Below are 21,037 nucleotides of genomic sequence, written 5' to 3'. Positions count from 1 at the left end.
TTTCATGTAAATTTTGCTTTCACTGGGCTAAGATGCTGTATTACATTACATGATTTCCATTAGAGGTCAGCATGAGTCAGATATTACTGATCCATTCAAGTGTCCATGGTTACACTCAAAAAATTTGCGAATATTTACAAAATCAATTAACTGAACAAGATCAGCATGTCACGGTGACATCTTTATCTGATGTGCCAGACTTGGCTCCGTTTGATAAAGTATTTATTGGCGCGAGTATTCGTCACGGCAAACACCGCCCTGCGTTATATCAATTTATTGAAGCACATCGCGCTGAGCTGGAAAGTAAGCCTAGTGGTTTTTTCTCAGTGAGTTTAGTGGCGCGCAAACCACATAAAAACACACCGCAAACCAATACTTATATGCAACAGTTTTTAAGTCAAAGCACATGGAAACCTAAATTATTACAAGTGTTTGGTGGTAATTTAGATTATCAAGGTTATGGTGCAATGGACCGAAATATTATTCGTTTTATTATGTGGCTAACTAAAGGCCCTACCGACCCAAATACTCAAGTTGAGTACACTGATTGGCATAAAGTTGATCAGTTTGCACAGCAGATCATAGAGGCATAATGTCATGGTAAAGCAGTTATGGCAGTGTATTGAAGTTAGATTGCATCAGTTAGTGATATTGATGTCTCTGCTATTAATTTGCACTAGCCCATGGATTTTTATCGGCCGTCAATTAAGTCCGCGTGCTGGCTTTTGGGATGTATTTCATGTGTATGGCGGGTTGTTTACTGGGGTGTTAGCTCTCCTGTTTACTTTTCATATATGTTCAGCAGGGCAATGGCGGCAGTTTTTCCCTTGGCTTACTCTTGATGTTAAACCATTACTGAATGATCTCCGCGGCTTAACGCGTGGAAAATTACCGCATTCTGGTAGTAATGGGTTAATCAGTGTCATTGAAGGGCTTGGGGTTATAGTGTTATTGCTGGTGGCCTTGAGCGGCGCAATTTGGTATGTGGCAGACCCAAGTAATGCCTTAATGTGGCGTAGTTACCATATACTCTTTGCCCAAGTGTTTATTGGCTTTATCGTTATTCATTTTATATTGGCGATTGTGCATATCAGAGACCTTTTTTAACTAATTTACCTCTGCGATATTTCAAATAGCTATTTATCCACTAAATTACTATTAAGGTATTATTCTCGATAGAGGTTTACTTGAGTAAATTGACTCAGTAATGGCTTAATTTTGCATATTGGGTGACATATATTATGGATAAATTGAGCAAGCTGGTTATGCTTGCGGACTACTTTATTATTTGCGGATGTACTCTTAGTTCTGTTGATCAATACCGCTTGTAATATTGCCTTTTCCCAACCGGTGTCAACAAGGTGTTGTTACCCTAAAATAATACATCATCTCATTAGTACTTACGTTTTCAATATATGTCTACCACGGTGTAAAAAAGTCACTTATTGCAATGTTGTAATTAAAAAAAATGGCTATCAACTGATAGCCATTTTTTTAACACAGAGGTTTATTGTTCCCAATAAACCTATTGAAGTCTTTATTTTGTAGTAGCTAAATAATTCATTAATTCAATTAGTTCATTTAAGCTATGCATTTCATTCATGTTGATAGCATATTTATCATTTACGATAAATGTGGGTACGCTACTGACGCTATATAGGTCTTGTTGCTGGCGCCACAAAGCCAGTTTGTTATTGGTATCACTGCTGTCGGCTAATGTGTCATAGGTTGCAGCATCAATACCAAATTGACTGAATACCTTTTTAATATCAGCACGGCTGTTTATTTGTGATTGATGCTGATCGCCTTCAGCATTGTGATCATGTCCATTTGCACCATTATCGCCTTGAATCGCCGCAAACATTGCGTGGTTAAGTTTTTCTTCTTTGCCAACTTCATGGATAACTGCCAGTGAGCGCATGACTTCGGTGCCTAAATCACTGTTCATAAAGTCGACATGCTTAGTGTCGAAGCTGATATCTTTATCTAATCCGGCTTTAATTTCAGTAAGGTATTGAGTTTCCATGTTGAAGCAGTTATGGCAATAAAATGAGAAAAACTCAGTAACTTTAGGTGTGCTGGTAATCATATTATTGGAAATTTGAGTGTAATGCTTGCCTGCAACAAATGGCGTGGCAAGTGTGCTAAATGAGGCTGTGATGAGCGTCAGTGCAACGGCGAATTTTTTAATCATGTAAACCTCAAATCAATGTTAATTAAATATAATTTTGAATTTAATCTGCGTGTGCTAACTAGGGTAAGTTTCTAAACTGAATTATGGCTTAATTCATCCATTAAAAAGCGCTTAATTACGTGACCTGTGCGTGCTTTATGAGGTTAATACTTGAATAGAAACATATATCGAAGTGAGTTCCACGGTAACCGGGGAGTATTATGATTTAGTGACAGTGAGTTGTTCATTGTAGTGAGTTCAATATGACGGCTAAGTAATTGATGGTTATTAATGATTACTCTCTTAGGGTTTGCCATGCTTCACACACTTCGCGAAAACGCTCTGCATTACCTTGATCTCGATCGGGATGCCATTTTAACGCCAGTTTGCGCCATTGTTTGCGAATGTCTCTGTCGGTGGCGGTTTGATCAAGTTCAAACACTTTTAAGGCATGACCTTTATTCATTAATTGTACATTAACGCCAATATATTCTTGATAACTTGACCAGAATGACTCAAGCATTTCACGAACTACGTTTACGCTGGCATCATAATTAACCCAATCGAGATAGTAATCGCGTAATGCACCATCGCGAGTATGTTGTATATCAGCACTGGCTGGAATTATTCTAAATATTTGGATTTCCATCGCCTGAACTTGCAACCACTGCTTGGGCATTAATATATCTTGTAATTCATATAAGGCATTCATCAGTAAAAAGTTACGTTTGAACAAATCTTTTTCTGGTAAGGGATCTAGGTTATGCATTAACCCTTTGGCTTGTAGCTCACTCGCCAAATGGTGCACTTTCCAACTTTGGTTTGTTGATTGTAATAAGCTCAGGACTGGCCATATGAGTGGGTTGTCACCTTTAGGCACATTGAGTTCGTTACTGTCTTTGGTATTTTCCAGTTCAGCACCATAGGCATTGTGTGAGATTTTATTGAGCAGCATAGTGGCGTATTCATCCTGAATTGGCGAGAAAATCTACTTATCATTAAAGCCCACTATGCCATAGTCGTTTTCAATGACAAGTAGATTTATCACTGCTGGTAGGCCAAAATTGCGTTTCAGTTTGTGGTTTTACTTGGACAAACCTAATCGTAAAGTTGATGATATGCCTGAGTTTGCATGTAGACGGTGCGGATTTACATCAAGGTTATCAGATAACTCAACACTGGGTTTGGGTTGTTTGATATATACGATAATTGGCCTTGAATAAGGTTGTGATTTAAATAGTCGTTTTCATTTTTTTATGGGGGGTTGATCAATTAATTCTTATTCTTACAGGCAAGAAAACGTTATTTGGTATAAAATTCGCCGCAATAAAATAACCAAGGGCTTAACCAATGACAGATAAACTCTATGTTAGTGCGCAACAATTACTGGAAGATTCATTTAGACTCGCTGCACAAGTCTATGACAGTGGCTTTCGACCACAGTTTATAGTGGGTATTTGGCGCGGTGGAGCTCCTATCGGTATTGCTGTCCAAGAGTATTTTGATTTTAAGAAGGTTGAAACAGATCATATCGCGGTTAGAACCTCGTCTTACTACGGTATCGGCACTGACAAACAAGATAAAAATATTAAAGTGCACGGTTTGCACTACATTATCGAAAATGCCAATGCTGATGATGGCTTATTGATTGTTGATGATGTATTTGATTCAGGACGAAGTGTGGATGCGCTTATTGCTAAATTAGGTAAGTTTATGCGTTTGAACATGCCTACCGATATCCGTATTGCTTGCCCTTACTACAAACCTAAAAATACTAAAGTCGACCTGAAACCAGATTATTTTATTCATGCATCTGAAGATTGGTTAGTATTCCCACATGAAGTGTCTGGACTCAATCCACAAGAAATAGCAGAAGGTAAAACTGACTTTAAAAACATCCAAGAACTGTTTTTATAAGCTCTGCTTGGTCTTTCTTTAGCTGGTTATTAATACGAATTTGCTAGAACTTTATTCAAAGTTTGCTAAAGTATAATGCTATGTGAGTGCGTCAACATATTAATGTCAATGTGACAATATCAGTATGTTGGCGCACTTTTTTATCCGAATCAATGCGAAATGTAATTAACATTATGGTTTCTGTAGAATTGTTCACCCCAGTGGTGCCTGTAAAGCGCCAACTTGAACTGTTAGCGCCGGCTAAAAACGCTGATTATGGCATTGAAGCTATTCGCCATGGTGCTGATGCAGTTTATATTGGCGGTCCTGCCTTTGGTGCGCGTCATAATGCTGGTAATAGCGTTGAAGACATTGCCCGCTTGACTGAATTTGCCCATCGTTATCATGCCCAAGTATTTGTGGCGCTCAATACCATTTTAATGGATGACGAACTGGATAAAGCACTGAAGCTGATTTGGCAACTTTATGACGCCGGTGTTGATGCCTTGATTGTTCAAGATATGGGTATTTTACAGTTAGATTTACCGCCTATCGCGTTGCATGCAAGTACCCAAACTGATAATCGTAGCCCTGAAAAAACCGTTTTTTTAGAGCAAGTTGGCTTTTCACAAGTGGTGTTAGCTCGTGAGTTGAATATTCCACAAATTCGCGATATTGCCGCGAGCACAAAAATGAAGTTAGAGTTTTTCATTCATGGTGCGCTCTGTGTCAGTTATAGTGGTTTATGCAATTTAAGCCACGCGTATTCTAATCGAAGTGCTAATCGCGGCGAATGTTCACAAATGTGTCGTTTACCGTGTAATTTGACCACGCGCGAAGGTGATGTGTTAGCCGAAAATCAGCATTTATTATCGCTTAAAGATAATAACCAAACGGATAATTTAGAAGCCTTAATTGATGCGGGTATTAGCTCGTTTAAAATTGAAGGGCGCTTAAAAGACATTACTTATCTTAAAAATGTTACCGCGCATTATCGTCTACAATTGGATGCCATTATTGCTAAACGTGATGATCTTGAGTCCATTTCTCATGGCCGTTGCGAGTTTAATTTCACGCCCGATCCAGATAAAAGCTTTAACCGCGGTAAAACAGATTATTTTGTCAATGAACGCACTGAGGCAATTGAACATTTTAGTTCGCCTAAGTTTATTGGTGAAAAAGTGGGCCGTATTACCCATGTAGGTAAAGATTTTATCAAAATAGATACCAGTGAAAGTGGCAAAGACATTCATTTTAATAATGGTGATGGCTTATGTTTCTTTGTTGAACATTATGAAACACAGCGGTTGTCTGACGATAAGCTCTCCGGTGTTCGCATTAACCGCGCAGACGGAAATACCTTGTATTTAACCGAGGTACCTAAAGATCTTAGCGTTGGCGTGATGATGTTCCGTAACTTCGATCATAAATTTGAATCAACCTTAAATAAAGACTCTGCAAAGCGAAAAATTGGCGTCGATATTCAGCTTTTTGATACCGATGATGGCGTGGGCTTAACGCTGACTGATGTGCATAATATCAGTTCCACAGTGAGTCTTGTTTGTGAAAAAGCTCCGGCCAATGATCAAGCTAAGACAGCTGAACAACTCAAAAAACAACTCAGTAAACTTGGCAACAGTGATTTTGTGTTGAATAAGATTAATTTACTCACTCAGCAAATGTGGTTTTTGCCTACTTCAGTGGTGAATGAACTACGTCGCGATGCTGTTAGTGCACTAATGGCAGCAAGGGTTGCTCGTTATCAACGACCAGATCGTTGGGTACACGATAAAGAAGCTCGTTTTCCGCAAAAAGGATTAAGTTTTTTATCCAATGTGGCCAACGAAAAAGCCAAGTCGTTTTATCATCAACACGGGGTGATTCAAATTGAAGACACCTATGAAAAAAATACCGTCTTGCATGATGCACCATTAATGGTGACTAAACATTGTTTGCGTTACAGTTTTAACTTATGCCCTAAAGAAGTGGAAGGCATTAAAGCTGACCCAATGTTTTTAGATGTGGGTAAAGATAAATTAAAATTGGTGTTTGACTGTCATAAATGCGAAATGATGATTGTTGGTTCTAACCAATTAGTGAAACAATAACCGAATAGCAGCGATATTTTATTCTTCATATTTCCCTCTGTGGCAGCATTGTGCTTGCCACTGGGTTAGTTTTTCAAATAAGCTGCAAAAATAACCATTAAATAGCTGCCCAAACTTGTGCATTTCGAGTACACTGCGCGGCTGAAATTTCATGGGTTTTAGCCTGTGATACCTTACAGTAGGAAAGAATAGATTATGAGCGATAGCAAAAAATATGGTTTACGTGTAATTCAAGTTGAAGATACTTGGAAAACTGAAATCACTCGTCGTATGACAGCGACTAAAACGGTTGTGTCAAAAAGTCAAGATGGTTTTGCATCAGAAGCTGAAGCAACTGCGTGGGGCGAACAAGCACTGCAAGGCTTTTTATCTAAGCAAGCTGATCGTAACAAGCGTAAAACCGAGAAGCACCTTAAAGCTAAAAGTTTAGCTGCTGCTATTGCTGCTGAATCTGCTGTCGATGAAGAAGAGCTATTTGATGCAGAAGATGAAGATGACGAAGAATTAAACTAACATTTTACCTACTGATGTAAATGTTATCGATAAGTGTCAATTGTCGTATGTTCAAGGTAGAACATACTGGATTAGAATGACTGTTAATCAACTTATCGCTATCTTGACCAAATAAGGTTTCATTTGGATGTACAAGATACTGCAATTATTGGCTGCTCGGGCGATTGTTATTCCCGAGTGGTGCATCTGCTACTCCTCCATCATTAGCCGGTATTGAGCAACGTTGATAATACATTATGCTTTTATTACCAGCCTGCAAAATGAGATAGGCTATTTACAGTGATAATAGGTATGTCTAGTAAATCCATAAGCTTATTCACGCGGAAATCTCTAACAGTAATAGCGCCAATGACCGTTGAGCATTATGGTTAATTTATGACGCTACAATGGTGCTTTCTTCATGACATGACGGAGTTTTCGTGAGGTTATCATGGTGTCGTGACGAGGCTCAGCAAGTTGAATTATCTATGAGTTAATCTTTTGTTAGTATCAAGTTCAACTGTGGATCCGTTATAATCATCGCGCTATCATTTTATGATGTCATTATCAGCTTGGAAGTTTCAAGATATTCATTATTCTGAAATTTTTTTGTCATGACATCGATATAGCAAAATTTATATTAACAACGATGAGTTGAATCTCAACTCACGTTAAATGAATAGTCAATCTTTACGGTGCTTGCCGTGGATCGTTAGATCTAAGCAGGATAATCGGGAAACCAGTGTAAATCTGGTACTGCCCCCGCAACGGTGATTGGTGAGAGTCTGGTGCGCAATAGCTTGCGTTAAACATCTAGGCTCGCGCGTGTTGTATCATAGGTATGACACCACAACCTTAGTCCGGAGACCGGCCATAAAGGTGATTTCGATGATTTCGGTGGGCAGATCTCGAAATGTAATGTGATACCGCTTGTCGGTTTATGCTATGGGTTTATTCTATAGTTGCAGGCAAGAGAGGTGGTCTATATTGCGGCGTTATTGCCCCATTTTTCCTTTCAGGAGTTAAAGGTAAATGGGTACTAAACCAACAAAAATTGCACTGCTATTAAGTGCTGTCTTCAGTGTTGCGAGTGTTAATGCAATTGCGGCTGAATCAACTGCTACATCCCCAGAGGCTTCGGCTGTCAGTATGGATGAAACCATTGTGGTCATTGGCCGTAATGTTGCTAATCCATTAAACATAGCAGCCAATGTTAATGTTATTGATGCAGCTGATATTCAAATGAGCGGCGCTACCAATTTAACCGATTTATTACGTGGACAGTCTGGGATTCAGGTGTCGGATAATAATTCGGGTACTGTATTCTCTATGCGTGGTTTTTCTGCATCACAAGCCGCTAATAACACCTTGATTTTGGTCGATGGACGCCGACTCAATAATATTGATATTTCTGCGCCAAGCATTGAATCTATTCCAATTAACTTAATTGAGCGGGTTGAGATTTTATCGGGTAGTGCAGGAGTACTGTATGGTGACCAAGCCGTTGGCGGCGTTATCAATATTATTACTAAAGCGCCAACAGAAACCAGTGGTGGCTTACAGGTTAGTGGTGGCAGTTTTGATACCTATGAAGTGAAAGGCGATGTTTCAGGTGCCATTAACGATGCATGGCGATACTTTTTAGCGGCCAGCTATAACGAAAGCGACAATTACCGCGATAATAATGACAATGAAACCAACTCTATTTTAGGGCGTTTACAGTATCAAACCGATATTGAAGACTTTTTTGTTGAAGTAAATTACTTTGATAATGATCTTCAAGCACCAGGAGCATTATCGTTAGCCCAGTATGAAGCCGATCCTAGCCAAGCAGGGTCTTTTTCTGCGGGCGATTTCAATCATGAAATGACCACCTCATTGCGCAGTGGTTATCAATACCAGCTGAATAATATTTGGGCATTAGGTGCAGATTTAACCTATTCAGATACATTAACGACCAGTGTATCATTTGGTAGCGCAGGTCGTATTGAGCGTGACTTATTGAGTTTTTCACCTAAAGCAACGGCCAATTACCACTTAGACCAAGGTGATTTAAATTTTGTTGCCGGTATTGATGTCAGTAAAGGTGAAGCAGATTTTGATTTTACTTATATGCAACGTAACAATAAACAAACACAAAAAAGTGCTTATGTACAAGCATCGGTACCGATAACACCAACATTATCTTACGTTGTTGGTGGTCGTTATTCAGAAGTGACAGACGATTTATATGATCAATTGCTTTATCCAAACCGTATTGAAATTGATAATGACGCCCATGCATTTGAGTTAGGACTTAATTATCGCCCAAGTAATGAAAACCGCTTTTATGCTCGTGCAAATGATAACTTCCGCTTTGCCAAAGTCGACGAACAGGCTTATACGCCGCTAACGACAATAGGTTTAGATCCTCAAACTGGTCGTTCTTATGAAGCTGGTTGGGATTACACGACAGCGACTCAAACACTAAAAATTAATGCTTACCAACTTGAGTTAGAAGATGAGATTGTCTACGAAGGTGGTCGCACTGATGGTCCCTATGGTGGTGGCGCTAACGTTAATGCAGATGAATCTCGCCGTTTTGGTGTGAGCACTGCTTATGATGTGCAGTTTGCTAGTAACTGGCTACTAGGTGCTTCATACGACTATATTGATGCTGAATTTACTCAGGGCGAAAACGATGGTAAAGCCTTATCTTGGGTGGCTAAGCATTCAGGTAAAGCCTATGTAAGTTATGATTTTACTGAAGATTGGCAAGCCTTTGTTGAAGGTGTTTACACTGGCGAACGTTACATGGAAGGTGATAACAGCAATACGGATGATAAGTTAGACAGCTATGTGCTAACCAACCTTGCACTAAACTATACTCATGGCAGTTGGAACGGCAGTTTACGTGTTGATAACTTACTTGATGAAGATTATGTCGGTGCTGGTTATTACTCACCTTATGGCAATGGATATTATTCTGGTACGGGTCGCTCAATTAGACTGACCGCTGGTTATCGTTTCTAACTTAACCCTGTAAATAATATTACCTGATGAAAGCCAGTAAACTATTACTGGCTTTCGTTTTAATATACCGTTAAATTAATTTAACGGTATATTTTAAAGAAGGTAATCGATGAACATGACTAAGCTTGAGCAACAAGTTCTTACTCAGGTACACGCTATTATTGGCAATGAAGAACAGGTCATTGGTCGTCGGGGGATATTAATTCCGTTAAAGAAAGCCCTTATTAATGAAGCTGATATTCGAGTTGTTATTGATACGGTATCTGCAGATCCTGCTTTAGCAGCCCATTTGTTATTACGCAGTAATACTGCGCATGCCGCAGGCATCGTATTGACAAAAAGCCGAAGTGTTAAAGATGCCTTAATTCGTTTAGGCCAAGTGAATATTTATCGTTATGCATTTTCGTTTTATCTTAAAGAAAGGCTTGATGAGCTTTCTGAGCCTTATAAAAAACTTGTTCAAGGTTATTGGGAATTAAATGAAAACATTGCGATGGATTGCATAGCATTAATACGTGAAGAAAGCGCAACCAATACGAGTAGTAAAATTGATGCAGACGAAATGCAAACATTAGCGCTATTTAGTGTGTTTGGCCAGGTGATTACGTTAACTGCATTTGCTTATTTAAACGCTGAGTTACCACGACCAGTATCGTTAAAAGTATTGAAATCACTCATTGATAAACAACAACAACAGTTATCACTAGAGGCTTTTGAATCATTAGGATTAGATGATGATTTACGCGAAGAGTTTTTAATTGCACATAACTTACGCCAAACACAAAATCCTGATTCACCGGGACTTGTGCTTCGACGCGTGTTATCTAAACGGGGTTTATTGATCAATCCGTTGTAGTTTTATACCTTCACTTGCTACCAGCTCGAACCACTTTTGGATTAAATTTGCATTAGTGGCATCGCGGCGATAGGCACCAAATAATGGACGTTTTAGTCCTTCAGCTCCTAATTTTACCGCGGTAAGACTTAATCCCTGACTTTCTCGTATAGACCAAGTAGGCAGGGTTGCTACGCCGTCATTACAGGCAACACGCTGTAATAACATTGCGGTTAAATCGCATTGTTTTTGCTCGCCAGGTTCAATGCCAGCAGGCTCTAAAAAGTGTTTATAAATGTCCAAACGTGCTAAAGGTACTGGGTAGCTAATTAAGGTTTGTTTTGCCAGTTGTGCTGGTGTTACAAATGCTTGTGCCGCTAAAGTGCTATCACTGGAAACGACTAATTTAACTTCAAAATCAAATAGATGTTGATAAGCAATGCTGTGGCCTGGTACTGGGTCTGATGTTAGTACTATGTCTAAACTACCCGTTTCCAACGCATTGAGTGAATCAAATAAATGTCGACTTGAAATATCAATTTGGGCCGCCGGAGCGTGTTGCTTAAATTGCTCTATAACGGGCATTAACCAACGGAAACAACTGTGACATTCAATACCCAGTTTAAGCTGCTGGCTTTCACCCTCTAAGCCGCGCTTAAGATCTGATTCAGTTGCAATCACTTTTGGTAAGATTTCTTCTGCTAGATTCAGCAGACGAGCCCCCTCATGCGTAAAGGTTAACGGCTTACTTTTACGCACAAAAATGCTTGAGTTAATCCGAGTCTCTAACTCTTTTATTTGATGAGAAAGCGCCGACTGAGTTACAAATCGTTTTTTAGCCGCACCCGCTAAACTGCCACTTTCTTTTAACGCCATCAAGGTGCGAAGGTGTCTAAGCTCTATCATTTTCTCTCCACATGAATCTTGCTCAACTAGCCGATGAAATCAATTCGATTGCTTGACAACAGAGTAACACAATAAACTTCTAGACGTCCAGACGCCTATGCGGTTTTTCTGCATAAATGTCCATAAATTTTTTGCTCAACGAAAAGGAAAGCAGTATGAAAATTTCAAGTTTAGGATTTCCCCGTATAGGGCGTCAGCGAGAATTGAAGTTTGCACTTGAGCGCTATTGGCGCGGTGAAGCGGCATTATCGGAATTAAAACAGGTTGCCAGTGAGTTGAAACGTACCCATTGGCAGTGGCAAGCAGACGCAGGCGTTGAGTTCGTTCCCGTAGGTGACTTTGCTTATTATGACCAAGTGTTAACCCTGAGCGCGACGTTAAATGCGATCCCCGAACGTCATCGTGCCACTCAAGCTGATGGCAGCCTAGCCGCTATCGACATTGACACATTATTTCGCGTGGCTCGTGGTCGATCGCAAACTGGCCAACATGCCTGTGCGGCAGAAATGACCAAGTTTTTTAATACTAACTACCATTATCAAGTACCAGAATTAAGCGCTGAACAAACATTCGAGATTGCCTTTGAGCAATTGTTTGATGAAGTGACAGAGGCACAACAATTAGGCCATCAAGCTAAACCAGTAATGCTCGGTCCAGTAACTTATTTATATTTATCTAAAAGCCTCACTGAGTTTAATAAGTTATCGTTATTACCGCAGTTACTATTAGCTTATGAGCAAATACTGTCTCGTTTTGCTGCCCAAGGTGTTAGCTGGGTTCAACTTGACGAGCCGGTACTTGCAGCGGATTTAACCGACGAGTGGCAGCAAGCCATTAACCACAGCTATCAATTTTTAGCGCAAAAAAAACCTACGTCATTGAATATTTTACTTGCCAGTTATTATGGTTCTATTGCCCATCATCAAGCATTGGTGAGCGCATTACCGGTAGAGGGATTACACCTTGATTTAGTCACGGCGCCAGAGCAACTTGATGTGTTTGTTAATGCGCTTAGCAGCCAACAAGTGCTCTCTATTGGGGTCATTAATGGCCGCAATGTGTGGGCTGCTGATGTTGATGTAATTGCTGAGCAAGTATCCGAATTAGCGACTACGTTAGGTGATCGTTTGTGGATTTCACCTTCATGTTCATTGTTGCATTGTCCTGTTGATGTCGAGGTTGAAACCCAATTAATGAGTCCATTGCTTGGTCAATTAGCTTTTGCAAAACAAAAGTTATTTGAGCTTAATGAAATTCACCAATTAATCGTTGAGCAAGGTTCTGCAACTAGCCAAGCGATTATTGATCGTTGCCAGCAACGCCGCTTGGCAAAAGCTGCCGCAGCTAATCAACAGGTTGTTGATCGTGTGTCGCAGTTAACCGCTGATGATTTTGAACGTAGCAGTCCATTTGCCAGCCGTATTATTGCCCAACAGCAAAAGCTAGGGCTACCATTGTTACCCACGACTACCATAGGCTCATTTCCGCAAACCCCCGCTATTCGAGGGTTACGCAACCGCTGGCGTAAAGGCGAAATCAATGACAGTGATTACCGGTTACAGCTTGAACAAGTCACTCAAGACACTATTTCTCGTCAACTTAAATTAGGTATCGACGTGCTAGTTCACGGCGAAGCTGAACGTAATGACATGGTGGAGTATTTTGGCGAACAATTAGAGGGCGTTGGGTTTACTCAATTTGGTTGGGTGCAAAGTTATGGTTCTCGCTGTGTTAAACCTCCATTAATTTATGGGGATGTGTCTCGCCCTAAGCCCATGACAGTTGATTGGGCTACCTATGCGCAAAGCTTAACCGACAAACCTGTTAAAGGCATGCTAACGGGTCCTGTGACCATTTTGCATTGGTCGTTTGCCCGTGAAGATATACCACGTAAAGATATTGCCAATCAACTTGCGTTAGCAGTACGTGACGAAGTGGTTGATTTAGAGAAAGCGGGTATTGGCATTATTCAAATTGATGAACCCGCATTTCGTGAAGGTTTACCGATTAAACAAAGCCAATGGGCGGATTATTTATCTTGGGCGGTGGGTGCGTTTAAGTTATCGGCGGCAGGTGTTGAAGATGCAACTCAAATTCATACTCACATGTGTTATAGCGAATTTAATGACACTATCAATGCTATTGCAGCAATGGATGCCGATGTGATTACCATTGAAACATCACGTTCACGGATGGAGTTATTGAATGCCTTTGAAGACTTCCGTTATCCGAACGACATTGGTCCTGGGGTATACGACATTCATTCGCCCAATATTCCAACGGTTGAAGAAATGGTTGACCTTATTACTAAGGCATCGGAGAAGATTCCGGTAAAACAATTATGGGTAAATCCTGATTGTGGTTTAAAAACCCGTACCTGGGATGAGGTAGAGCCTGCACTGCGTAATATGATTGAAGCAACGAAAGTGCTTAGACGTCGATTTTAATGTTGTAGCAAATGTGGTTGCTCTCGATTAATTTGCAGAACTCAATTGAGTTAGGTTGAGTTCTGCTACTCCATTTTGCTTGTTATTACGCGGTGATTTTGCGGTGAACTGCGCTATTGTTTACTACACTAAAAATGTATTCAAAAAAACAATAGGAGCTATTATGAGTCACACTTATAAAGTCATTGAACTAGTGGGGTCATCACCTATCAGTTCAGATGAGGCGGTCAAAAATGCGATTGCAGAAGCTAATAAAAGTTTACAACATTTGCGTTGGTTTCAAGTAGTAGAAACCCGTGGTCATTTAGAGCAAGGCTTAGTTGCTCACTGGCAAGTCACTATTAAAGTGGGCTTTACCTTGGATCCCGATGCTTAATAATAGCGCTAGGTTTATGCATCTCTTGGTAAGCCCTTTTGTATTGATCTAATCACTCGTTGAGTTTTACGTGAAAGCGCCGACAATGGCGCTTTTTGTCGTTGTTGCACTAATGCCCATTCAATATGTTCAAGCACCATGCCATCCACTTCTTCACTGTGTTTACGTTGTTCCAATGCAGAAATAATAGCTGGATTAGCTGGGGCATTACCTAACGCTATTGCAATATTACGTAACCAACGTTTGTGACCAATTCGACGAATGGCGCTGCCTTCAGTTTGGCTGAGAAAAAACGTTTCAGACCACGAAAATAGCGTCAATAAATCGGGTTGAATAAGCGCACTACGAGTATGAAAATCGGTCTCTTTAGTGAGTGGCGCTTGAGCATTAACTGGGCACACTAACTGACAGTCATCACAACCATAAATACGATTACCTATTAGTGATCGAAACTCTTCAGGGATTGCACCCTGTAACTCAATAGTCAAATAAGAAATACACCGTCTGGCATCGACAACATAGGGTTCAACTATTGCATCGGTTGGGCATGATTTTATACACGCAACACACGTGTTGCAGCCTTCTTCGATAGGGATGTCTAATGGCAAAGGTAAGTTAATTAATAATTCGCCAAGGAAAAACCAGCTTCCTGCATCTGGGTGTAAAATTAACGAGTGTTTTCCGGTCCAGCCTAATCCCGCTTTGTCGGCTAAAGGACGTTCTAAAATAGGCGCTGAATCAACAAAAGGTCTAAAGTCAGTGGAATCGAATCCGAGTGTTTTACAATGTTCGGTAATATTATCGCCGAGCTTTTTGAGCCTTTGACGGATCATTTTGTGGTAATCCCGTCCGCCAGCGTAGCGAGAAATATAACCAAGCGTTGGATCGGTTAAATTACTGGCAAAGCCTGCATCGGGTGGCAGGTAATCCATGCGTGCGCATATGACCCTTAATGTACCAGGGTGTAATTCAGCGGGTCTAGCCCGCATCATTCCGTGATTAGCCATGTAAGCCATCTCACCGTGGTAGCCTTTATCTAACCAGTCTTGTAATTTTGCTTCGTGTAGGCTTAAGTCGATATCTGCGACACCAATATGAGCAAAGCCAAGCTCTTTACCCCACAACTTGATTTGTCTATTGAGCACATCAAGTTGAACAGCTGTCAATGGACATGACTCACTTGTTTGATTGGTTCCTCTATCAGGAATTGGAGTTAATACTGCGGTCGTTGATGTCATAACATTATCATTGAGTAAACACGTGGAAATTATACGCGTTTTACTCGGCTTTGACACAATTTCGCCCAGCTGCTTTGGCAGAGTAGAGTGCCTTGTCGGCTTTTAGCAATAATGGTGATAGATCTTCTTCGTTACTATAGCTTGCAACGCCTGCGCTGACGGTTTGATGTAAGTTGGGTGAAATTTGTGCCCAATCATATTTATCTATTGTATCGACTAGCCGATTAGCGATTTCAATGGCTTTAGTTTTGTCGATATTAGGCAGTAAAATCAAAAACTCTTCGCCACCAACACGACCGACTACATCGGTTTCTCGCATCATACTTGCAGTCATCGACGCCAGTTTAACTAAGACTTTATCGCCCATGTCATGGCCTAAATTGTCGTTTACAAGTTTAAAGTGGTCGGCATCAAAAGAGATAATTGAAAAGGGTTTACCTGACAACTGCGCCGCTTTTAAAAAGTGATTACCTTGAGAATAAGTGTCGCGTCTATTAGCGAGTTTTGTGAGTTCATCAGTAAGTGCTAAACGCTTAAATAGTTGTTTTCTTATCAATTGTTTATAAGCGAAAATTGATACAATAATGAGAATGATCGCGACTAAAATAATGATAACGATCTGCATATCTTTATTGCGTTGTAATATTTCTAATTGTTGTTTTTTATCATCATTTCGTTGGATAAGTAATTTGTTTTCGGTTTGAATTTTGTTGGTGTCAAATCGGATTTGCATCTCTGAATTACGCTCTGAAAAGACTTTTTTATCCTGCGACATATGTGATTCTACAAAAGACTCCAGCGTTTCATAGGCCTGCTGCCATTGTTGTAAAGCTTGGTATATTTTGCTTTTGAGTTGTAATGTTTGATTGAGTCCGCGGATATTATTATTGGCGTTAAATGATTTTTCTGCGCGAGTAATGTCTATTATTGCTTGGTTATAGTGACCTTGTTTGAAATGAATCTCGGCTAAAAACAAATTCATGTAACTATAACTACCATCGTTATCTGGGGTAATGAGATGTTTAGTTGTTTGGAGAATAGTATTGGCTTCATTGAGCCTATTTAAACGGATTAAATTGCCTGCGATGTTAACTGATGTATTTGCGGCGGCAACAAGCTCATTTTGTGTTAACCAAAAATCGCGGGTTTTCTTATTACGTTGTATCGCTTCTTCATAACGTTCAAGTTTTTCTAACGAAAGTGCTATTTGACTATTTGTTTGATTAGCTTCATAAAACTGCTGGTGTTTTAGGTAGTTTTTTTCGAGTTTTGTTTGATATTTAAGTGCTGTTTCGGCATCTCCAAAGCGACGGTAACTGCTCGCGATCTCACCTAAATTAACATTAGCCCAATAAGATAAGTTAAGAGATTCATACAAATTTTGTGCGGTAATAAGATCTTCAAGTGCAGCTGAGAAATTACCTAAATATGATAAAATTGAACCTCTAATACTTCGACCATCAGCAATTAAGCGTAGGTCTTCTAGCTGATAAGCGCTTTTGATGGCGGAATCAAGGTCAGTAAAAATATGGTCATTTTTTCCTTGGATGTGGAGATACCAAACTTTACAATATTGCAGATCTACAGAGATTAATGAGGGCGTAGGTTGGCTGTATATCTGAAGATATTCATCTGCATAGCCAACTGCCGCTTTTATTTGTTCACTGGTGTCAGTCGGTAAACTCCAGCAATTCAATCGAATATAGATTTTTTGGCGAACAATGTCGTCAGCAGATAAGGTTGCTTTATACTCGTCGAGTAATTTACGGTTATCTTCATTAGATACAAAGTGGCCACTATCAAATAATTTATAAATTTCATCTGCACGGGGGTTAGCTATTGGATTGGCATATGCGATGCAAATGAATCCGATAGTAAAAAAGAATGTAATAATACGAGCCGTGTGGGATGTTTTTGATGTTAACAAAGTTACCTATTCTCACTTTCTATTATTCAATTTACTGTAGTGTGCTGACTTGATATTTAAACTTTATATGGCGGAATTATAGCCTTTAATTGAACTTAAAAGATATTTTTTGTTTCATAAAGAATGTGACTTATTTACTATTATTATCCATTTTTTGCTGCCAAAGTTGACCTATTTGTTCTCAGTTATTTACATGAGTATAAAGACGTCTGAATAGATAAAGAGAATGTTGTAAATAATGGAGCAAGTAATGTTATTTAGCATACTGATTGCGTTATGATTTTATGGCGCAGAGCAGCGTTTACAAATATCTGATAATGCACCTGATATAGCATTGGCAGTCGTTTACTGATTGAAGATGATTTTCAAGATTACTTGGTAATGGGTTAATACCGGCGTGTTCAGTCGAGTCATTAGTCTAAGCATCTAATTAAGGCTTAGCATTATTCCAATAATCTCATTAGACACTTATGGCGTGTCTGGTGAGTAGCATATTTTAAAGAGAAAACCATGACAAAAGTTGATCAACAGTACCTAGAAATAGCAAAACAAGTTTCGTACAACGTAGCCAATAAAGTGCTGCCAATGGACATACTGCCTGAAACATTGCAAGAGGCCTATGAAGGCCTATTTAAAGAGCTTATTGAAGATAAAGCCAATGGGTTCGCCCATGCTTGGGATGCATTGCCAGCCAGTGCGCAAAAGTTAATGACTAAAGCAGAGTTTCATGGCTTTTATATTGCTAATGCATGGATGCAATTAAGCCGTGTTGCGCAAGAGATTGCTGACAGTGCAGACTCTGAAGAAGAGATGAATAATAACGAATATGATGGTGTCTTCGGACGCTTAGCTGAGCAGTCGTTGAAAGAGTGTTTACGTAAGCTTAAAAAAGCTCGCACTGATCGTTCATTATTGAATAGCTTTAAACAAGTGATGTCGGCTTAAGTGTAAGTGCTTTTGAAATAAGCTTGTTGTTTAACAGAAACAAAAAATCCCAACCTAGATTGGGATTTTTTATGATCAAAAAACGTAACCGTTACAATTAATATTTTTACTTCCATCACTATCAACACTTTGCAATATTAACGCGTTGAATCGAACGGATGAACCTTTAGAATGAAGTTCGTTTGTAGCGACGATATTCAGGTTCCCAGAAGTTGGCTTCAATAGATTGCTGTAACAGTTCATCGGTACAAGGTAAGGCTAAACCTTGATCAATAGCCGCTTTAGCAACCGCAAAAGCAATATATTTACTGACGGTTTGAATCTCTTCTAGAGGTGGAAGCAGTGATCCTGTACCATTTTTACCTAAAGGTGAGCACTCTGCTAATGCACGACTAGATGCCATTAGCATTTCGTCTGACACGCGCCTTGCGCCACAAGATAATACCCCTAAACCGATACCTGGGAAGATAAAGCTGTTATTACATTGAGCAATCTCAAAGGTTTCGCCATTGACGACCACAGGTTCAAATGGACTTCCTGTTGCGACTAATGCTTGGCCAGAGGTCCAATGTAAAATATCTTTAGGTGTTGCTTCTACACGACTGGTTGGATTCGATAATGGGAATACAATTGGACGTTCACAATGGCTGTGCATTGCTCGGATAATTTCTTCAGTGAATAAACCTGGTGCACCAGATACTCCAATGAGTACTGTCGGTTTGGCATTATTCATTACGTCTAGCAGCGAAATATTGTCACTGTAGTTGTCCCATCCTTCGATATTGGCACATGGCTGAGCCAGTTTCTGCTGGAAAGGCAACAAGTTAGGCATATTATCGAGTAGTAATCCCCAACGATCTACCATGAATACTTGCGAACGCGCTTGTTGATCGCTAATGCCTTCTGACACCATGGTTGCCACAATGGCTTCGGCAATTCCACAACCCGCACTACCAGCACCTAAGAAGGTGATGCGTTGTTTGCTTAGTTTACTGTTTGCGGCTTTACATGCTGCGAGTAATGAACCGACCGTTACCGCTGCCGTGCCTTGAATATCATCGTTGAAACTACAGTATTGATCTTTATAACGTTCAAGCAATGGCATGGCATTTTTTTGAGCAAAATCTTCAAACTGAATCAGTGCATCAGGCCACCGACGGCTAACAGCTTGCATAAATGCTTCAACAAATTCGGTATATTCTTCACCGCCAATCCGCTGATGACGCCAGCCCATATACATTGGATCTTCTAATAAATGAGGGTTATCAGTACCGACATCTAGGGTCACCGCAAGACAATATGCTGGGCTGATCCCGCCACAGCTAGTGTATAACGATAGCTTACCAATTGGGATCCCCATGCCGCCGATACCTTGGTCACCTAATCCGAGAATACGTTCTCCGTCAGTGACCACAATCACTTTGACTTTTTGGCGTGTAGAGTTGTTTAAAATATCATCAACACGATCTTTGTTAGGATATGAAATGAACAATCCACGGTTTCTACGATAGTTTTTAGAAAAGCGTTCACACGCTAAACCAACAGTAGGGGTGTAGATAATCGGCATCATTTCACTAATATTATTGCGCACTAAGCGATAAAATAACGTTTCGTTAGTATCTTGAATATTACGTAAATAAATGTGCTTATCGAGATCATTGGTGAAGTTTTTAAATTGTGCGTATGCGCGTGAAGCTTGTTCATCGATGGTTTCAATAACCCAAGGAATGAGGCCTTCAAGGTTGAAAAATACTCGTTCTTCTTCACTAAATGCGCTGCCTTTATTAAGCAGTGGTGATTCTAGAATAGCTGGGCCGGCAAAAGGAAGATAGAGGGGGCGTTTGTTATCGTCCATGGGGAACCTTAATGTGTTAGATCCAGTTAGATCGTTATTAGAATAGGGCTGGTTTTTTGTCATTATAGATTATCACGGATGATCTTTTTTGTGGTCTGTTAAGTGGGTTAAATCACACTATTGTCAGGTATTTTAATTCATGTCTCATTTTTGGTGGTTTGCATCTCGCTCATAGTGTAATTAAATATAAAATTATATGGTTTAAATACCCAAGGTTAGAAACAAAAATGCGCAGCCTAAACTACGCATTAATAAAATATTATCTCAATATTCACACTTATATTACTTACCGCGATGTTTGATAGATAAACCTTTTACGAAGTTTCTTAATACTTGGTCACCACAAGGCTTATAGTTTTTATGAGTCGGGCTACGGAACAAGGCTCCTAGTTCAGATTTAGTCATCGCAAAATCGGCTAAGGCTAATGTGGCAAGGATATCTTCTTCACGCATTTCAAGCGCAACGCGTAATTTTTTGAACATAAGATTGTTAGTCAATTGCTTTAAAGGCGTAGGCACTTCTGCACCAGGCTTTAAACCACGGTTATTAATAATCAAACCATCTAAAAACTGACACATTAAGGTATCGTTACATGCCTGATAACCTTCTTCATCCTCTTTTTTCAACAGTGCTATAATTTGCTCTGAAGACATTTCTACATTTGCTTGACTGAAAATGTTAATCATTTTGGCATTTGAATAATCAAACACAAAACGAATACGGCGAAGAATATCATTGTTAATCATAAGGTTCTCTGGCGCGGATGCGCTTAAATGGTTTAGGTCAATTGACAAAAGCTATTATAGCGAGAAATCTTTGATTCGTC

The 21,037-nt window shown here is 39.8% G+C and carries 18 protein-coding genes and 1 riboswitch; of the genes, 10 read left to right on the top strand and 8 right to left on the bottom strand.

Going from position 1 to position 21,037, the window contains the following annotated elements:
• The first annotated feature begins 71 nt into the window (after positions 1–71).
• The gene (hemG, locus tag FH971_RS15915; protein ID WP_137225930.1) at positions 72–593 is read left to right on the top strand and encodes a menaquinone-dependent protoporphyrinogen IX dehydrogenase; all 522 of its coding nucleotides are present in this window, start codon (positions 72–74) and stop codon (positions 591–593) included.
• 4 nt (positions 594–597) lie between these two features.
• A complete protein-coding gene (locus FH971_RS15910) occupies positions 598–1,107 on the top strand; it encodes a cytochrome b/b6 domain-containing protein (protein ID WP_137225932.1) in 510 nt (169 codons plus the stop codon).
• 430 nt (positions 1,108–1,537) lie between these two features.
• On the opposite strand, the gene FH971_RS15905 is transcribed toward FH971_RS15910, so the two are convergent.
• Positions 1,538–2,194, bottom strand: a complete 657-nt coding sequence (locus FH971_RS15905) for a thiol:disulfide interchange protein DsbA/DsbL (RefSeq protein WP_137225934.1) — start codon at positions 2,192–2,194, stop codon at positions 1,538–1,540.
• Between the two features lie 274 nt (positions 2,195–2,468).
• A complete protein-coding gene (locus FH971_RS15900; RefSeq protein WP_137225936.1) occupies positions 2,469–3,128 on the bottom strand; it encodes a DNA-J related domain-containing protein in 660 nt (219 codons plus the stop codon).
• 395 nt (positions 3,129–3,523) lie between these two features.
• Here FH971_RS15900 and FH971_RS15895 point away from each other — a divergent pair, with 395 nt between their 5' ends.
• Positions 3,524–4,090, top strand: a complete 567-nt coding sequence (locus tag FH971_RS15895) for a phosphoribosyltransferase (RefSeq protein ID WP_137225938.1) — start codon at positions 3,524–3,526, stop codon at positions 4,088–4,090.
• A gap of 173 nt (positions 4,091–4,263) precedes the next feature.
• Positions 4,264–6,177 carry a peptidase U32 family protein gene (locus tag FH971_RS15890; protein ID WP_140234974.1) on the top strand — a complete coding sequence of 638 codons (1,914 nt, stop codon included), beginning with the start codon at positions 4,264–4,266 and terminating at the stop codon, positions 6,175–6,177.
• 18 nt (positions 6,178–6,195) lie between these two features.
• On the opposite strand, the gene FH971_RS20640 is transcribed toward FH971_RS15890, so the two are convergent.
• Positions 6,196–6,330, bottom strand: a complete 135-nt coding sequence (locus tag FH971_RS20640; RefSeq protein WP_276611783.1) for a hypothetical protein — start codon at positions 6,328–6,330, stop codon at positions 6,196–6,198.
• A 42-nt stretch (positions 6,331–6,372) separates the two neighbouring features.
• Here FH971_RS20640 and FH971_RS15885 point away from each other — a divergent pair, with 42 nt between their 5' ends.
• The 3 genes from FH971_RS15885 to FH971_RS15875 all read left to right on the top strand — a co-directional run bounded on the left by FH971_RS15885 (position 6,373) and on the right by FH971_RS15875 (position 10,537).
• Positions 6,373–6,690 carry a DUF3622 domain-containing protein gene (locus tag FH971_RS15885; RefSeq protein ID WP_137225942.1) on the top strand — a complete coding sequence of 106 codons (318 nt, stop codon included), beginning with the start codon at positions 6,373–6,375 and terminating at the stop codon, positions 6,688–6,690.
• A gap of 655 nt (positions 6,691–7,345) precedes the next feature.
• A riboswitch (cobalamin riboswitch) is annotated at positions 7,346–7,559 on the top strand.
• A 142-nt stretch (positions 7,560–7,701) separates the two neighbouring features.
• A complete protein-coding gene (locus FH971_RS15880) occupies positions 7,702–9,681 on the top strand; it encodes a TonB-dependent receptor (protein ID WP_140234973.1) in 1,980 nt (659 codons plus the stop codon).
• A gap of 115 nt (positions 9,682–9,796) precedes the next feature.
• Positions 9,797–10,537: an HDOD domain-containing protein gene (locus FH971_RS15875; protein WP_137227419.1), complete on the top strand. Its 741-nt coding sequence runs from the start codon at positions 9,797–9,799 to the stop codon at positions 10,535–10,537.
• Here FH971_RS15875 and FH971_RS15870 read toward each other — a convergent pair.
• Positions 10,517–11,422: a LysR family transcriptional regulator gene (locus FH971_RS15870; RefSeq protein ID WP_140234972.1), complete on the bottom strand. Its 906-nt coding sequence runs from the start codon at positions 11,420–11,422 to the stop codon at positions 10,517–10,519. The genes FH971_RS15875 and FH971_RS15870 overlap by 21 nt on opposite strands.
• Positions 11,423–11,577: 155 nt before the next feature.
• Here FH971_RS15870 and metE point away from each other — a divergent pair, with 155 nt between their 5' ends.
• Positions 11,578–13,869 carry a 5-methyltetrahydropteroyltriglutamate--homocysteine S-methyltransferase gene (gene metE, locus FH971_RS15865; protein WP_140234971.1) on the top strand — a complete coding sequence of 764 codons (2,292 nt, stop codon included), beginning with the start codon at positions 11,578–11,580 and terminating at the stop codon, positions 13,867–13,869.
• Between the two features lie 163 nt (positions 13,870–14,032).
• Positions 14,033–14,245 carry a dodecin gene (locus FH971_RS15860; RefSeq protein WP_137225950.1) on the top strand — a complete coding sequence of 71 codons (213 nt, stop codon included), beginning with the start codon at positions 14,033–14,035 and terminating at the stop codon, positions 14,243–14,245.
• A gap of 14 nt (positions 14,246–14,259) precedes the next feature.
• On the opposite strand, the gene queG is transcribed toward FH971_RS15860, so the two are convergent.
• Positions 14,260–15,483 (bottom strand): tRNA epoxyqueuosine(34) reductase QueG, encoded by a 1,224-nt coding sequence (gene queG, locus FH971_RS15855; protein WP_140234970.1) that lies wholly within the window; start codon positions 15,481–15,483, stop codon positions 14,260–14,262.
• Between the two features lie 40 nt (positions 15,484–15,523).
• A complete protein-coding gene (locus FH971_RS15850) occupies positions 15,524–17,410 on the bottom strand; it encodes a tetratricopeptide repeat-containing diguanylate cyclase (RefSeq protein ID WP_140234969.1) in 1,887 nt (628 codons plus the stop codon).
• Positions 17,411–17,920: 510 nt separating this feature from the next.
• Between FH971_RS15850 and FH971_RS15845 the strand changes: the two genes are divergently transcribed.
• Positions 17,921–18,355 carry a DUF3069 domain-containing protein gene (locus FH971_RS15845; RefSeq protein ID WP_140234968.1) on the top strand — a complete coding sequence of 145 codons (435 nt, stop codon included), beginning with the start codon at positions 17,921–17,923 and terminating at the stop codon, positions 18,353–18,355.
• 166 nt (positions 18,356–18,521) lie between these two features.
• On the opposite strand, the gene FH971_RS15840 is transcribed toward FH971_RS15845, so the two are convergent.
• Both FH971_RS15840 and FH971_RS15835 read right to left on the bottom strand, forming a co-directional pair.
• Positions 18,522–20,210 (bottom strand): NAD-dependent malic enzyme, encoded by a 1,689-nt coding sequence (locus FH971_RS15840; RefSeq protein ID WP_140234967.1) that lies wholly within the window; start codon positions 20,208–20,210, stop codon positions 18,522–18,524.
• A gap of 282 nt (positions 20,211–20,492) precedes the next feature.
• Entirely contained in the window at positions 20,493–20,957 is a 465-nt protein-coding gene (locus FH971_RS15835) for a YehS family protein (RefSeq protein WP_137225960.1), read from the bottom strand.
• Positions 20,958–21,037 lie beyond the last annotated feature (80 nt).

It is taken from the genome of Shewanella polaris (assembly GCF_006385555.1).
GTDB lineage: Bacteria > Pseudomonadota > Gammaproteobacteria > Enterobacterales > Shewanellaceae > Shewanella > Shewanella polaris.
This window is presented reverse-complemented; position numbering and strand designations above follow the sequence as displayed.

Coding starts and splice junctions, on each gene's coding strand:
- hemG (WP_137225930.1), top strand. CDS start 72: ATGAGTCAGATATTACTGATCCATTCAAGTGTCCATGGTTACACTCAA.
- FH971_RS15910 (WP_137225932.1), top strand. CDS start 598: ATGGTAAAGCAGTTATGGCAGTGTATTGAAGTTAGATTGCATCAGTTA.
- FH971_RS15905 (WP_137225934.1), bottom strand. CDS start 2,194: ATGATTAAAAAATTCGCCGTTGCACTGACGCTCATCACAGCCTCATTT.
- FH971_RS15900 (WP_137225936.1), bottom strand. CDS start 3,128: ATGCTGCTCAATAAAATCTCACACAATGCCTATGGTGCTGAACTGGAA.
- FH971_RS15895 (WP_137225938.1), top strand. CDS start 3,524: ATGACAGATAAACTCTATGTTAGTGCGCAACAATTACTGGAAGATTCA.
- FH971_RS15890 (WP_140234974.1), top strand. CDS start 4,264: ATGGTTTCTGTAGAATTGTTCACCCCAGTGGTGCCTGTAAAGCGCCAA.
- FH971_RS20640 (WP_276611783.1), bottom strand. CDS start 6,330: ATGAAATTTCAGCCGCGCAGTGTACTCGAAATGCACAAGTTTGGGCAG.
- FH971_RS15885 (WP_137225942.1), top strand. CDS start 6,373: ATGAGCGATAGCAAAAAATATGGTTTACGTGTAATTCAAGTTGAAGAT.
- FH971_RS15880 (WP_140234973.1), top strand. CDS start 7,702: ATGGGTACTAAACCAACAAAAATTGCACTGCTATTAAGTGCTGTCTTC.
- FH971_RS15875 (WP_137227419.1), top strand. CDS start 9,797: ATGACTAAGCTTGAGCAACAAGTTCTTACTCAGGTACACGCTATTATT.
- FH971_RS15870 (WP_140234972.1), bottom strand. CDS start 11,422: ATGATAGAGCTTAGACACCTTCGCACCTTGATGGCGTTAAAAGAAAGT.
- metE (WP_140234971.1), top strand. CDS start 11,578: ATGAAAATTTCAAGTTTAGGATTTCCCCGTATAGGGCGTCAGCGAGAA.
- FH971_RS15860 (WP_137225950.1), top strand. CDS start 14,033: ATGAGTCACACTTATAAAGTCATTGAACTAGTGGGGTCATCACCTATC.
- queG (WP_140234970.1), bottom strand. CDS start 15,483: ATGACATCAACGACCGCAGTATTAACTCCAATTCCTGATAGAGGAACC.
- FH971_RS15845 (WP_140234968.1), top strand. CDS start 17,921: ATGACAAAAGTTGATCAACAGTACCTAGAAATAGCAAAACAAGTTTCG.
- FH971_RS15840 (WP_140234967.1), bottom strand. CDS start 20,210: ATGGACGATAACAAACGCCCCCTCTATCTTCCTTTTGCCGGCCCAGCT.
- FH971_RS15835 (WP_137225960.1), bottom strand. CDS start 20,957: ATGATTAACAATGATATTCTTCGCCGTATTCGTTTTGTGTTTGATTAT.